This window comes from Streptomyces camelliae, assembly GCF_027625935.1.
Lineage (GTDB): Bacteria > Actinomycetota > Actinomycetes > Streptomycetales > Streptomycetaceae > Streptomyces > Streptomyces camelliae.
In genome coordinates this window covers 3,793,613-3,808,488 of record NZ_CP115300.1, presented here as the reverse complement: position 1 = coordinate 3,808,488, position 14,876 = coordinate 3,793,613, and the positions used below count along the sequence as shown (strand labels likewise).

Sequence of the window (14,876 nt, the reverse complement as noted above, 5' to 3'; positions counted from 1 at the left end):
TGACAAAAGCTCCCTTGACCTGGGGTTTCTGTCTCTGCGGATGGGGGAGGGGCCGGCACGCGCGTAGTGAGTCCGAGCCCTCGGAAGGACCCCCTCTTGGCCGCCTCGCGCAATGCCTCGACCGCGAATATGAACAACGGCGCCAGCACCGCCCCGCTGCGCATCTCCTTTGCAAAGATCAAGGAGCCTCTTGAGGTTCCGAACCTGCTCGCGCTGCAGACCGAGAGCTTCGACTGGCTGCTCGGCAACACCGCTTGGCAGAGTCGGGTCGAGGAGGCTCTGGAGAACGGTCAGGACGTCCCCACCAAGTCCGGTCTGGAGGAGATCTTCGAGGAGATCTCCCCGATCGAGGACTTCTCCGGGTCGATGTCCCTGACGTTCCGGGACCACCGCTTCGAGCCGCCGAAGAACTCCATCGACGAGTGCAAGGAGCGCGACTTCACGTACGCCGCCCCGCTCTTCGTCACCGCCGAGTTCACCAACAACGAGACCGGTGAGATCAAGTCCCAGACGGTCTTCATGGGCGACTTCCCGCTCATGACGAACAAGGGCACCTTCGTCATCAACGGCACCGAGCGTGTCGTGGTGTCTCAGCTGGTCCGTTCCCCCGGTGTCTACTTCGACTCCAGCATCGACAAGACGTCCGACAAGGACATCTTCTCCGCCAAGATCATCCCGTCCCGGGGTGCCTGGCTGGAGATGGAGATCGACAAGCGCGACATGGTCGGTGTCCGTATCGACCGCAAGCGCAAGCAGTCGGTCACCGTGCTGCTCAAGGCGCTCGGCTGGACGACCGAGCAGATCCTTGAGGAGTTCGGCGACTACGAGTCGATGCGCGCCACCCTGGAGAAGGACCACACCCAGGGCCAGGACGACGCGCTGCTCGACATCTACCGCAAGCTGCGTCCGGGCGAGCCCCCCACGCGCGAGGCCGCGCAGACGCTGCTGGAGAACCTCTACTTCAACCCCAAGCGCTACGACCTCGCCAAGGTCGGCCGCTACAAGGTGAACAAGAAGCTCGGTGCGGACGAGCCGCTGGACGCCGGCGTGCTCACCACCGACGACATCATCGCCACCATCAAGTACCTGGTGCAGCTGCACGCCGGTGAGACCGAGACGGTGACCGCGACCGGTCGCACGATCATGGTCGAGACCGACGACATCGACCACTTCGGCAACCGCCGTATCCGCAGCGTCGGTGAGCTGATCCAGAACCAGGTCCGTACGGGTCTCGCCCGTATGGAGCGTGTCGTGCGCGAGCGCATGACCACCCAGGACGTCGAGGCGATCACGCCGCAGACCCTGATCAACATCCGGCCGGTCGTCGCCTCCATCAAGGAGTTCTTCGGCACCAGCCAGCTGTCCCAGTTCATGGACCAGAACAACCCGCTGTCGGGGCTGACGCACAAGCGTCGTCTGAACGCCCTCGGCCCGGGTGGTCTCTCCCGTGAGCGGGCCGGCTTCGAGGTCCGTGACGTGCACCCGTCGCACTACGGCCGTATGTGCCCGATCGAGACGCCGGAAGGCCCGAACATCGGTCTGATCGGCTCGCTCGCCTCCTACGGCCGGGTCAACGCGTTCGGTTTCGTCGAGACGCCGTACCGCAAGGTCGTCGACGGCCAGGTCACCGACGAGGTGGACTACCTGACCGCCGACGAGGAGGACCGCTTCGTCATCGCGCAGGCCAACGCCACGCTCGGTGAGGACCTCCGCTTCGTCGAGAACCGCGTGCTCGTCCGCCGCCGTGGCGGCGAGGTCGACTACGTCGGCCCCGAGGACGTGGACTACATGGACGTCTCGCCGCGCCAGATGGTGTCGGTCGCGACCGCCATGATCCCCTTCCTGGAGCACGACGACGCCAACCGTGCCCTCATGGGCGCGAACATGATGCGTCAGGCCGTGCCGCTGATTAAGTCCGAGGCGCCGCTCGTCGGCACCGGCATGGAGTACCGCTCCGCGGTCGACGCCGGCGACGTGGTCAAGGCCGAGAAGGACGGTGTGGTCCAGGAGGTCTCCGCGGACTACATCACCACCGCCAACGACGACGGCACGTACATCACGTACCGCCTGGCCAAGTTCTCCCGGTCCAACCAGGGCACCTCGGTCAACCAGAAGGTCATCGTCAACGAGGGCGACCGCGTCATCGAGGGCCAGGTCCTCGCCGACGGCCCGGCCACCCAGAACGGTGAGATGGCCCTCGGCAAGAACCTGCTCGTGGCGTTCATGCCGTGGGAGGGTCACAACTACGAGGACGCGATCATCCTGTCGCAGCGCCTCGTGCAGGACGACGTCCTCTCCTCGATCCACATCGAGGAGCACGAGGTCGACGCCCGTGACACCAAGCTCGGCCCCGAGGAGATCACCCGGGACATCCCGAACGTCTCCGAGGAGGTCCTCGCCGACCTCGACGAGCGCGGCATCATCCGCATCGGTGCCGAGGTCATCGCCGGTGACATCCTCGTCGGCAAGGTCACCCCGAAGGGTGAGACCGAGCTGACCCCCGAGGAGCGCCTGCTGCGCGCGATCTTCGGTGAGAAGGCCCGTGAGGTCCGTGACACCTCGCTGAAGGTGCCGCACGGCGAGACCGGCAAGGTCATCGGCGTGCGCGTCTTCGACCGCGAGGAGGGCGACGAGCTGCCGCCGGGCGTGAACCAGCTGGTCCGCGTCTACGTCGCGCAGAAGCGCAAGATCACCGACGGTGACAAGCTCGCCGGCCGCCACGGCAACAAGGGCGTCATCTCCAAGATCCTGCCGATCGAGGACATGCCGTTCCTGGAGGACGGCACCCCGGTCGACATCATCCTCAACCCGCTGGGTGTGCCGTCCCGAATGAACCCGGGACAGGTCCTGGAGATCCACCTCGGCTGGCTCGCCAGCCGCGGCTGGGACGTCTCCGGTCTCGCGGACGAGTGGGCCCAGCGTCTGCAGGCCATCGGCGCCGACCAGGTCGCCCCGCGCACCAACGTCGCGACCCCGGTCTTCGACGGTGCCCGCGAGGACGAGCTGGCGGGTCTGCTGCAGCACACCATCCCGAACCGCGACGGCGAGCGCATGGTGCTCCCGTCCGGCAAGGCGCGGCTGTTCGACGGCCGTAGCGGTGAGCCGTTCCCGGACCCGATCTCGGTCGGCTACATGTACATCCTCAAGCTGCACCACCTGGTCGACGACAAGCTGCACGCCCGCTCGACCGGTCCGTACTCGATGATCACCCAGCAGCCGCTGGGTGGTAAGGCCCAGTTCGGTGGCCAGCGGTTCGGTGAGATGGAGGTGTGGGCCCTTGAGGCCTACGGCGCCGCGTACGCCCTCCAGGAGCTGCTGACCATCAAGTCCGACGACGTCACCGGCCGCGTGAAGGTCTACGAGGCCATCGTCAAGGGCGAGAACATCCCCGAGCCCGGCATCCCCGAGTCCTTCAAGGTGCTCATCAAGGAGATGCAGTCGCTCTGCCTGAACGTGGAGGTGCTGTCCAGCGACGGTATGTCCATCGAGATGCGTGACACCGACGAGGACGTCTTCCGCGCTGCGGAGGAGCTCGGTATCGACCTGTCCCGGCGCGAGCCGAGCAGCGTCGAAGAGGTCTGACGGGAGTCCGGTAGGGGCCTCGCCACCGCGTGAGGCCCCCGCCGACCCCCAGGCCCCCGTTTCAGACCAAAGACTTTCGACCCTGAGAGGGATTGACGCATAGTGCTCGACGTCAACTTCTTCGACGAGCTCCGGATCGGCCTGGCCACCGCTGACGACATCCGTCAGTGGAGCCACGGCGAGGTCAAGAAGCCCGAGACCATCAACTACCGCACCCTGAAGCCCGAAAAGGACGGACTCTTCTGCGAGAAGATCTTCGGTCCGACCCGGGACTGGGAGTGCTACTGCGGCAAGTACAAGCGCGTCCGCTTCAAGGGCATCATCTGCGAGCGCTGTGGCGTCGAGGTCACGCGCGCCAAGGTGCGCCGTGAGCGGATGGGCCACATCGAGCTGGCCGCTCCCGTCACGCACATCTGGTACTTCAAGGGTGTCCCGAGCCGGCTGGGCTACCTGCTCGACCTGGCTCCCAAGGACCTTGAGAAGGTCATCTACTTCGCGGCGTACATGATCACGTACGTCGACGAGGAGCGCCGTACCCGCGACCTGCCCTCCCTGGAGGCGCACGTCTCGGTCGAGCGCCAGCAGATCGAGAACCGCCGCGACGCCGACCTGGAGGCCCGCGCCAAGAAGCTTGAGGCCGACCTGGCCGAGCTGGAGGCCGAGGGTGCCAAGGCCGACGTGCGCCGCAAGGTGCGCGAGGGTGCCGAGCGCGAGATGAAGCAGCTGCGCGACCGTGCGCAGCGCGAGATCGACCGCCTCGACGAGGTGTGGGCCCGGTTCAAGAACCTCAAGGTCCAGGACCTGGAGGGCGACGAGCTGCTCTACCGCGAGCTGCGTGACCGCTTCGGCACGTACTTCGACGGCTCGATGGGCGCCGCGGCGCTGCAGAAGCGCCTGGAGTCCTTCGACCTGGAGGAGGAGGCCGAGCGCCTCCGCGAGATCATCCGCACCGGCAAGGGCCAGAAGAAGACCCGTGCCCTCAAGCGCCTGAAGGTCGTCTCCGCGTTCCTGCAGACGTCCAACAGCCCCAAGGGCATGGTCCTGGACTGCGTCCCGGTGATCCCGCCGGACCTGCGTCCGATGGTGCAGCTGGACGGTGGCCGCTTCGCGACCTCCGACCTGAACGACCTGTACCGCCGTGTCATCAACCGCAACAACCGCCTGAAGCGCCTTCTCGACCTCGGTGCGCCCGAGATCATCGTGAACAACGAGAAGCGCATGCTCCAGGAGGCCGTCGACGCGCTCTTCGACAACGGCCGTCGTGGTCGCCCGGTCACGGGCCCCGGCAACCGTCCGCTGAAGTCGCTGTCCGACATGCTCAAGGGCAAGCAGGGCCGCTTCCGTCAGAACCTGCTCGGCAAGCGAGTCGACTACTCGGCGCGTTCCGTCATCGTCGTCGGCCCGCAGCTGAAGCTGCACCAGTGCGGTCTGCCCAAGGCGATGGCGCTGGAGCTGTTCAAGCCGTTCGTGATGAAGCGCCTGGTCGACCTGAACCACGCGCAGAACATCAAGTCCGCCAAGCGCATGGTGGAGCGCGGCCGCACCGTCGTGTACGACGTCCTCGAAGAGGTCATCGCCGAGCACCCGGTGCTGCTGAACCGTGCGCCCACCCTGCACCGCCTCGGCATCCAGGCCTTCGAGCCGCAGCTGGTCGAGGGCAAGGCCATCCAGATCCACCCGCTCGTCTGCACCGCGTTCAACGCGGACTTCGACGGTGACCAGATGGCCGTGCACCTGCCGCTGTCCGCGGAGGCGCAGGCCGAGGCCCGCATCCTGATGCTGTCCTCGAACAACATCCTCAAGCCGGCCGACGGCCGCCCGGTGACGATGCCGACCCAGGACATGGTCCTCGGTCTGTTCTTCCTCACCACCGACGGCGAGCTGCGTGACGTCAAGGGCGAGGGCCGTGCGTTCGGCTCCACGGCCGAGGCGATCATGGCGTTCGACGCCGGCGAGCTGGCGCTCCAGTCGGCCGTGGACATCCGCTTCCCGGTGGGCACCATCCCGCCGCGCGGCTGGACCCCGCCGGCCCGCGAGGAGGGCGAGCCCGAGTGGCAGCAGGGTGACTCGTTCCGCCTGCGCACCACCCTGGGCCGCGCGCTCTTCAACGAGCTGCTGCCCGAGGACTACCCGTTCGTCGACTACTCGGTGGGCAAGAAGCAGCTCTCCGAGATCGTCAACGACCTGGCCGAGCGTTACCCCAAGGTCATCGTGGCGGCGACGCTCGACAACCTGAAGGCGTCCGGCTTCTACTGGGCGACCCGTTCCGGTGTCACCGTCGCCATCTCCGACGTCGTCGTTCCCGAGGCGAAGAAGGAGATCGTCAAGGGCTACGAGGCGCAGGACGAGAAGGTCCAGAAGCAGTACGAGCGCGGTCTGATCACCAAGGAAGAGCGCACGCAGGAGCTCATCGCGATCTGGACCAAGGCGACCAACGAGGTCGCCGAGGCGATGAACGAGAACTTCCCCAAGACCAACCCCATCTTCATGATGGTTGACTCGGGTGCCCGAGGAAACATGATGCAGATGCGGCAGATCGCCGGTATGCGTGGTCTGGTGTCGAACGCGAAGAACGAGACCATCCCGCGTCCGATCAAGGCGTCCTTCCGTGAGGGCCTGTCCGTGCTGGAGTACTTCATCTCCACGCACGGTGCCCGTAAGGGTCTGGCGGACACCGCTCTGCGTACCGCCGACTCGGGTTACCTCACCCGTCGTCTGGTCGACGTCTCCCAGGACGTCATCATCCGCGAGGAGGACTGCGGCACCGAGCGCGGCCTCAAGCTCAAGATCGCGGAGCGGGGCGCGGACGGCGTGCTGCGCAAGGCGGACGACGTCGAGACGTCCGTGTACGCGCGCTGCCTCGCCGAGGACATCGTGGTCGACGGCCAGGTCCTGGCCCCGGCCGGCACCGACCTCGGTGACGTCCTCATCGACGAGCTGGTCGCCCGTGGCGTCGAGGAGGTCAAGACCCGCTCGGTCCTGACCTGCGAGTCCGCCGTCGGCACCTGCGCGATGTGCTACGGCCGCTCGCTGGCCACCGGCAAGCTGGTGGACATCGGCGAGGCGGTCGGCATCATCGCCGCCCAGTCCATCGGTGAGCCCGGTACCCAGCTGACGATGCGTACCTTCCACACCGGTGGTGTGGCCGGTGACGACATCACCCAGGGTCTGCCGCGTGTCGTCGAGCTCTTCGAGGCCCGTACCCCGAAGGGTGTCGCCCCGATCTCCGAGGCCTCCGGCCGCATCCGGATCGAGGAGACCGAGAAGACCAAGAAGATCGTCGTCACCCCGGACGACGGCAGCGACGAGACGGCGTTCCCGATCTCGAAGCGTGCCAAGGTCCTGGTCCGCGAGGGCGACCACGTCGAGGTGGGCCAGCAGCTCACCGTGGGTGCCACCAACCCGCACGACGTGCTGCGCATCCTGGGTCAGCGTGCCGTCCAGGTCCACCTGGTCGGCGAGGTCCAGAAGGTGTACAACTCGCAGGGTGTGTCGATCCACGACAAGCACATCGAGATCATCATCCGGCAGATGCTCCGCCGTGTGACGATCATCGAGTCCGGCGACGCCGAGCTGCTGCCCGGCGAGCTGGTCGAGCGCTCGAAGTTCGAGACCGAGAACCGTCGTGTGGTCCAGGAGGGCGGTCACCCGGCCTCCGGTCGTCCGCAGCTGATGGGTATCACCAAGGCCTCGCTGGCGACGGAGTCCTGGCTGTCGGCCGCCTCCTTCCAGGAGACGACCCGAGTCCTGACGGACGCGGCGATCAACGCCAAGTCCGACAGCCTCATCGGCCTCAAGGAGAACGTCATCATCGGTAAGCTCATCCCGGCCGGTACGGGTCTGTCCCGCTACCGCAACATCCGGGTCGAGCCGACCGAGGAGGCCAAGGCCGCGATGTACTCGGCCGTCGGCTACGACGACATCGACTACTCGCCGTTCGGCACCGGCTCCGGCCAGGCCGTTCCGCTGGAGGACTACGACTACGGTCCGTACAACCAGTAAGCGAGCAGCATGAAGGGCGGCCACTCCCGTACGGGGGTGGCCGCCCTTCGGCATGCTCAGGGGGTCTGGGGGGACTGAAGGTACGGCTGGAGGTGGTGCAGCCGCGTGTAGTAGTCCGGGTGGGACGCGAGCAGCCGGGCCGGCGTGCTCTCCTCGACCGGCCGCCCGCCGTTCCGCGCGGCCAGCTGCGCCTGCTGCCACTGCTCCTGCTGGTGCATCTTGTCGAGCACGGCCGCCAGCATCGGGGCGAAGCCGAGCGCGGCGGCGTGCTCGTCGGCCCGCAGCTCGGACCGGCGGCCCACGGCGGCCAGCGCGTACGGCACGGCCAGGATCAGCAGGGGCAGGCCGTAGAGACTGCTGATCGTGGCCAGTCCGACACTGCCGACGACGAGGACGAGAAAGCCGATGCCGAAGCAGCCGAAGGCGCGCGAGACCTTGAACATGAAGCCGGAGCACGCCTTCAGCACCCGCCAGGCCACCCGGCCGGGCAGGGCGTACCAGTAGCCGAGCAGCGAGGACCAGGCGTGGCCGCCGACATGGTGGCCCAGCTCGTGCGCCATGACGGCGGCCAGCTCGCCGTTGGGCAGCCCGTGCATGGCGAAGCGGGTGACCCCGACGATGTGGCCGGCGGCCGCGACCGCGTTCAGGGCGTCGCTGTCCTCCACCCACAGCTCGTAGTTCCGGCCCTCGATCCCGGCGCGGGCCGTGACTTCGCGCCAGACCGGTTCGAGTTTGGCGCGTTCTTGTGGAGTGGGGTAGCGCAGCCGGAGCACATGGCGCGCGAGGGCGCTCTCGGTGGGCCGGTGGAACACGAGTGCGCCGCTGGCGAGCCAGGCGAGTATGACGACGATGCCGAAGCCGCCGAAGAACAGCGAGACCAGGGCGACGACGAACAGGCTGCACAGGAAGTTGGGCACGTGCAGCAGCAGGTTTCCGACGGCTGTGGCATCCGTCTGCCGCTGCTTGGCGGAGACGAAGACGCGCCCTCGGTCGGTGTCGATGTGGTGCGGGTGCTCGGCCGGGGGCGGGGGCACCGGGGGCATCGGGGGAGCCGGGGCCGTGGGAGGCGCCGCCGTCGGGTACTGCGGGGCGGGTCCTGGGGGCTGTGGGGGTGCGGAGGCGGTGGCCTGGGGGTGCGAGGGCGTCGCCTGCGGGTACTGGGGTGACGCCGTCGGGTACTGGGGGGCCGCCGTCGGGTACTGCGGTGGTGGGGAGGCGGTGGCCTGGGGGTACTGGGGCGCGGAGCCGGGGTACTGCGGGGCGGGCCCTGGGGATTGCGGCGGTGCGGAGGCGGTGGCCTGCGGGTACGGGGGTGTGGCCTGGGGGTGCTGCGGTGGTGTCTCGGGATACTGCGGTGGTGTCTCGGGATGCGCCGGTGGGGGAGGCTCGGGGTGGGGGCGGGAGGATGGCTCGGGGTGGTCCGGGGGTGGCGGCGGAGGCTGGGTCATGGCGGTCGTTCGTTCCTTCACGTGCGGTGGGGACGGTTGCCGACGGGCGGTTCAGCCGATCAGCAGGGAGGCCGGCAACAGGACCGTGCCGGCGCAGAAGGCGAGGAGTCCGGTGCGGATCCACTGGTGTTTGCGTGCGGCGATACGGCTGTTCTCGGAGAGGGCGCGGGCCAGGCCGACCGCGGGCCGGCGCACGGTGTCGGCGAGGGCGTCGTCCAACCGGCCCTGCGCGACGGCCTGTTGGATGTCGCCGAAGTACGACAGTGGCTCCCCGGGCGCCCAGGTGCCCAGCTGATAGCGGGGCAGTACGGCGAGCAGCAGGGCGAACAACGAGACCAGCAGCGACAGGGCCCCGGCCCACCACATGGCGGTGCCCACGGCGGACAGTTCCGAGGGGCCCCACCTCCGCCCGGCGAGCAGCGCGCTGAACACCCCGGCGGTCATACCGAGCGCGGCGACCAGGACCGAGGCCTTGTTGTCGGCGTGCGCGATCTCGCTCCGCGTCTCGGCGAGCAGCCGCTCACAGAGCTGGGCGGCGGTGGTGGGGGTGCCGGGGGGAGGCGGGTCCGTGGTGGTCATGGAGCGCTCCCGTCACCGTCGTCGTCGGGCGCCTGCACACCGTCCGTCTCGGCCGCCGTACGCGGATCGGGCACCGTCGGCGTCGTGCCGTACCCGGGAGGCGGCTGCCAGGCCGGGGGCGGTGGGGCGTAGGCGGGCGGGGGCGGGAAGCCGGGGACGGCGGCGTAGGGGCCGGGCATCCCCGGCGGGCTGTAGGGCGTGGCCGGGGGAGCGGGGGGTGCCGATGGGGTGTTCGGCGCAGGTGAGGCGGCCGGGGTGGCGGGAGCGGCAGGAGGGACCGGCGGCAACGGTGGGCTCGCGGACGTCGGAGGCGCCGGGGCGGCCGCGGGCCCGAGGGGCTGCGGCGCCGGGGCGGTCGCCGGGGGGATCGCGTCCGCCGGCCCCTTGCCCACCGCCACCGACTGCCCGGCTGCCGACTGCCCGGTCGGCGGTGCGTCCGACGGCCCGGCCGGCGGCGGCGCGTCCGACGGCTGTGCGGCCGGCGGCGGTGTGGGCGACGGCTGTGCGGCCGGTACGGCAGCGGCGGGCGACGTGCCGTAGCCGGGTACCGCACCCGCCGGCGTGCCGTAGCCGGGCACCGCACCCGCCGGCGTGCCGTACCCGGGCACCGCACCCGCCGGCGTGCCGTACCCGGGCACCGCACCCGTCGGCGCGCCGTAGCCGATTCCCCCGGGCACCTGCGGGGCGTACCCCGGAGCGCCGCCCGCTCCCTCCGGAAGCAGCGGCGGGTGCTGTGGGACGCCCGGGAGGCGCTGGTTGAGGATGTCGCTGACCGTGCGCAGGGCCAGCTGCTTGGGGCCCTCCAGCTCGTAGTTCTCGGCTGTGTCGCCGCTCAGCAGCTGCTTCACCAGGTCCATCTGGGCCTGGATCATGCGGAGTTGGTCCTCGCGCATGCTGGACATCACCAGGTGGGAGTCCTCCGGATGCTGGGCGAGATGCAGGGCCCAGGAGTGCACGCCGCCCTGCTGGAGGTGATGCTGGTAGAACGCGATCTTCTGGGCCTCGATCTGCTGCAGCTCGATCTGCTGACGCCCCTGCTGGAGGGCCAGTTCGTGCTGCTGGCGCTGCTGCTGGAGGAGCAGCTCGTGCTGCTGGGTGCCGTAGGCGACGGCCCGTTCGATCTGCAGGGCGTCCTGCTGGCGCAGCCGACGGTCCACCTCGACGTCGACCTCCATGCCGCGCTGGGCCGCGTAGGCCTGCTCGGTGGCGGAGTGGCCGATGGCGCGCAGCCGTTGCTGGTGCTCGATGTCGGCCTGGTCGCGGCGCAGCCGCAGGGTCCAGGTGACCTGGAGGCCGGCCGTCGCCCCGAGCGGGCCCAACACGGTCACCGCCTGGAGCAGCTCCTGCTCGGCCGACGCGCTCTGCGCGACCGGGAAGCGTCGGGTCACCGGCCGGGCCGCCTGCTGGAGTTCGCCGAGCACCAGCGCGGGCACGTCCCGGTGGCCGCTCGCCACGAACCGGGCCGGGTCCAGCACCTGCCAGGACAGGTCGACCTCGGCGGTGAACTCGAAGGCGTCGTTGTCGCTGGGCAGGTTGAGGACCGCGGTGTGCGGGTGGACGCCCATGTCCACCTCGTAGACGGCGGAGTAGCGCTTGGCCGTGATCTCGGAGCGGGTCGGCCGGTGCGGCGGCAGATAGGCCTCGTAGGAGCCCTTGGGCGTGGCGAAGACGAGGGCGTGGTCGACGCGGACCAGGGAGCGGAAGTTGAACTCGAAGCGTGCCAGCTGCCGCACGGTGAGCACCGGGTCGACCAGCTGGGTGTGCCGGTCGGCGGGCTGCTGCCACTCGGGTTGCCGGAAAGAGGGCATGGTGTCGTGTCCAGGGTTTCAGGGGGCGGTCAGCGGTCGGACAGTACGGTCAGGAGGCGGGCGGCGACCCCGGGCGGGGTCGGGCCGTCCTCGCCGGGCATGGTGCGCAGCAGATGGCTCAGCCGCTGGTGGTCGGCGGTCGTGGTGACGAGCAGGGGCAGCAGGGCGGCCAGGGCCCACTCGGTGGACTGCGACCGGTCGGCGATCAGCACCCAGGTGCGCAGGACGTCCAGCGCCTCCCTTGTGGTGCCCAGGTCGGTCAGCGCGGCCCGCCACAGGAACGGCACGCCCTCCGCGGCGGGTCCGCCGTCGCCGGCCGCGCGGGCGAACCAGGCGAGGACGAGCGGAGTGCCGTACCGCTCGTCGCCCTCGGTACGCCCGCATGCCCTGACGAAACCGCCCAGGGCCAGGTCGCATACGGCCCGGTCGTCGTCGAGGTGGGCGCGCAGCTCGGCCAGGACGCGGTCGCTCGCCGCGGACAGCAGCAACAGCTCGACGGCCTCGGTGAGTTCCGCGCCGAGTTCGCCGTCGATGTCGTCGGGCGCGTCCTCGTACAGCCGTCGTACGGCGCGGCGCAGTGCGGACATGGCCTGTTCCGGGCGCTCGGCCCCGATCAGTCCGTACGCCCGGACGGCCACCCAGCGCAGCGACGGGGGGCCGTCCTCGCACCAGTTGTCGAGGATGCGCGGGATGTTGGGCGTGCCGACCAGGTGGGCCAGGGCGAGCGCGTTGACCGCGACAAGCCGGTGCCGGTACCGCTTGGAAGTGCCCCACGGCTCGATGACCAGCGCCATCGCGGACGGCAGGTCGGTACGGGCGAGGACGGCGACCGTGGAGGCGGCCCGGGTGCGCACCAACGGCCGTCCGTCGTCGGCGAGTTGCCGCAGCCAGCGGATCAGTGCCGGGCGGGCGGAGGGGTGTCCGGTCCACACCTCGCGCAGCAGCACCAGCGAGGCGCGCTCGTCGCGGAACGCGGCCTTCTGCTGGTCGACCGGGCCCCACTCGGTGTGTTCGGGCTCCCAGTAGGTGCGCGCCCGCGCCAGTTGCAGCCGCTTGCCGACGTGTGTGCCGAACACGGGGACCTCGGGGACCTGGGCCGGGTTCTCGGTCTCCTGCAGGAAACGGTAGAGCAGGTCGCTGAGTTCGGCGGTGAGGGCGTACGGCCCCCCGTCGAAGGCGGCGAGGGCGACGAGGAACGCCTTGTCCCTCAGGTGCAGCGCGGCCTCCTCCGCCTCGAACCACTCCTGGACCTGCTTCTCCAGCGACACCAGCGAGAACTGTCCTACGGCGGCCTCGGCGGCGTCTCCGGTCGCGTACCGGGCGAGCAGGCGGGCGAACGCGGCGGCCTCGCGCGGCTGGTGGCTGTGCCGGAGGAACTCGGTGACCTGCGGCAGGCGGAGCAGCTTTCCGGCGGTCTCCTCGTCGGTGCGGGCACGCAGGTGGGCGGCGAGTACGTCGGTGGCGGCCGGCGGGTGCCACTCCTCGGCGGTCACGTCGTCCAGCGCGGCGCCGGGGTCCAGGGTGACGACGAGGTAGGCGTCGCGTTCGGCGAGGCGCTCGCGGACGGCGAGCAGATGGGTCCAGCGCAGTGGTTCGTCGCGGCGCGGGGCGAGATCGCAGAGCACATGCCCGCGAGTCTTGTCCTTGCCCTGCTCTCCGCTGAACTGGTCGGCGAGGCTGCCGGCGGTGGTGTCGCGGACGAGGGTGCGCACGGGCAGGGCGCCGAGGCGGTGCAGCAGCATCAGCGCGGCCGTGCGCCGACCGGTGAAGCGGCCGCCGGACAGCACCAGGACCCGGTCCTCGCGCAGCCGGTGCAGCAGGCGCTGCATCAGCGGCTCGTCGGCCGCGAAGTCGTGGGCCAGCTCCTGCAGGGTGGCCTCGGGCACCTCGCCGGAGGCCGCGGCGGCGCCGCCCGGTACGGAGACCTGGTAGACCTCGGTCTTGCTGCCGAGGAAGACGTCGCCGGTGAAGTGGCCGCCGCTGATGCCGCCGTGCTGGTCGCCGCCGAGCAGGCCGCCGCTGAAGCGGGCGCGGGCGCCGACGTTCATGGTGCGCGGGCTGTGGTCGACCAGGTCGCGCCGCGCCGACCAGGAGTCCTGCGGCTGGTCCCGCTCCTCGGTCTCGCCCTGGTCCGCGGTGCCGTCACCGGGCCTGGGCTCGTCCGCGGCCGGCTCGGGCGGGGGCGTGGTGGCGGGGCGGGGCGGGGCCTGTGCCTCCGGCGTGCTCACGCGCCCTCACCCCGCCCGCGGTCCCCGTCACGCTCGCCGAAGGAGACGTTGCCGCTGAAGTGGCCGCCGCTGATGCCGCCGTACTGGTTGCCGCCGATCACTCCGCCGCTGAAGGTGCCGCCGTGGATCGTGACGGAGGGTCCTGCGGACCGACCGGGGCCGTCCGGGAGGGGGACGGCCGGTGCCGGGCGGTCCCCCGACCCGCCCGGCACCTCCCCCGTCTCACCGTGGCCGTGCTCCCCCTGCAGGTCCCGGCCGACGGGCAGCGGCCCGTGCAGCCAGGCCCGCAACGGGCCGTTCTTGCTGTCCACCGTCACCGGGCGGAAGTCGGTGGCGGGGACGCCGGGGTGGTCGTGGCGGACCACGCCGGTGTACAGGGCGTCCGAGACGCACAGGGCGAAGTCGTCGGTGCGCTCGCGCAGGGCCTGGCGCAGCAGGCCGGCGTCCAGCAGCCGGCAGGCGTGGTTCAGGTCGGAGCCGACCCAGCCGTCGTGCTCGTCCACGGCGACATAGCCGGTGGCGACGACACCGCGCAGCCGCATCTGCGCGGAGCGGGAGGCCATGCGGTTGACGGTGCGCAGCTCGGCCGGGACCTCCGTGAGCAGGACCCGCAGCAGCGCGGTGACCGAGGCGTTCGCGTCGATCAGCTCCATCACCGCGTCCCCGCGGTCGGCCCGCAGCCGCCGCGTCTCGTCGATGCCGGCGCGCTCCAGGGCGCGGTCGGTGAGGTCGTAGAGCATCCGCCGCAGATAGGCCTGCTCCACGTCGTCGCGGTCGCTGAACCGCTCGATGTCCAGCAACAGGATCGTCCGGCTCACGGGGTCGGTCATGGTCGCCTCTCGGGGGGTTCCGCCGTGCAGACCAGCAGAGTGACGGCCCGACGGCGTCCGCTGTGAGGGCGGATGACGCAGTCGAAGTGTGACCGTGTGCACAGAGTGAACCCGGGGGCCGAAGTCACCCTGCGGGCGGCAGGGCCGGGTGGCTGGTCGGGTACGTCGGCCAGTCAGGTTCTCGGGCACCTGAAATCCGGCGGCTGCCGCGCCCGGAGGACTGGTGCGGGTGCACGGCGGTGGTCGACCATCGGCCTGTCACCTCATCCACGCGGTCCAGGCCTGCCGCCCCTCACACCCCAGGCGCCCCCGATGCCGCGGGGATCCCTGGAATCTCAGGAAGCCTGGAATCTCAGGAAGCCTGGAAGCCCCGGAAGCCAGGGAAGCCAGGAAGCAGCC

At 70.2% G+C, this 14,876-nt stretch carries 7 protein-coding genes; 2 read left to right on the top strand and 5 right to left on the bottom strand.

Going from position 1 to position 14,876, the window contains the following annotated elements; translation table 11 throughout:
- The first annotated feature begins 96 nt into the window (after positions 1–96).
- Both rpoB and O1G22_RS17185 read left to right on the top strand, forming a co-directional pair.
- The gene (gene rpoB / locus O1G22_RS17190) at positions 97–3,582 is read left to right on the top strand and encodes a DNA-directed RNA polymerase subunit beta (RefSeq protein ID WP_225100435.1); all 3,486 of its coding nucleotides are present in this window, start codon (positions 97–99) and stop codon (positions 3,580–3,582) included.
- 102 nt (positions 3,583–3,684) lie between these two features.
- A complete protein-coding gene (locus O1G22_RS17185) occupies positions 3,685–7,584 on the top strand; it encodes a DNA-directed RNA polymerase subunit beta' (protein ID WP_270082148.1) in 3,900 nt (1,299 codons plus the stop codon).
- A 56-nt stretch (positions 7,585–7,640) separates the two neighbouring features.
- On the opposite strand, the gene O1G22_RS17180 is transcribed toward O1G22_RS17185, so the two are convergent.
- From O1G22_RS17180 to O1G22_RS17160, 5 genes are read right to left on the bottom strand one after another with little or no spacing between them, the layout of a single operon-like run.
- Entirely contained in the window at positions 7,641–9,032 is a 1,392-nt protein-coding gene (locus O1G22_RS17180) for a M48 family metalloprotease (protein ID WP_270082147.1), read from the bottom strand.
- A gap of 51 nt (positions 9,033–9,083) precedes the next feature.
- Positions 9,084–9,611 (bottom strand): Pycsar system effector family protein, encoded by a 528-nt coding sequence (locus tag O1G22_RS17175; RefSeq protein WP_270082146.1) that lies wholly within the window; start codon positions 9,609–9,611, stop codon positions 9,084–9,086.
- Entirely contained in the window at positions 9,608–11,419 is a 1,812-nt protein-coding gene (locus O1G22_RS17170) for a hypothetical protein (protein WP_270082145.1), read from the bottom strand. The genes O1G22_RS17175 and O1G22_RS17170 overlap by 4 nt, the downstream gene beginning before the upstream one ends.
- Before the next feature lie 29 nt (positions 11,420–11,448).
- Positions 11,449–13,647: a hypothetical protein gene (locus O1G22_RS17165; protein ID WP_270082144.1), complete on the bottom strand. Its 2,199-nt coding sequence runs from the start codon at positions 13,645–13,647 to the stop codon at positions 11,449–11,451.
- The gene (locus O1G22_RS17160; RefSeq protein ID WP_270082143.1) at positions 13,644–14,477 is read right to left on the bottom strand and encodes a hypothetical protein; all 834 of its coding nucleotides are present in this window, start codon (positions 14,475–14,477) and stop codon (positions 13,644–13,646) included. Before O1G22_RS17160 ends, O1G22_RS17165 begins: the two co-directional genes overlap by 4 nt.
- Positions 14,478–14,876: the final 399 nt, after the last annotated feature.

What these genes read in the sequence shown, in the direction of transcription:
- O1G22_RS17180 (WP_270082147.1), bottom strand. Translation starts at nt 9,032, where the DNA reads ATGACCCAGCCTCCGCCGCCACCCCCGGACCACCCCGAGCCATCCTCC.
- O1G22_RS17175 (WP_270082146.1), bottom strand. Translation starts at nt 9,611, where the DNA reads ATGACCACCACGGACCCGCCTCCCCCCGGCACCCCCACCACCGCCGCC.
- O1G22_RS17170 (WP_270082145.1), bottom strand. Translation starts at nt 11,419, where the DNA reads ATGCCCTCTTTCCGGCAACCCGAGTGGCAGCAGCCCGCCGACCGGCAC.
- O1G22_RS17160 (WP_270082143.1), bottom strand. Translation starts at nt 14,477, where the DNA reads ATGACCGACCCCGTGAGCCGGACGATCCTGTTGCTGGACATCGAGCGG.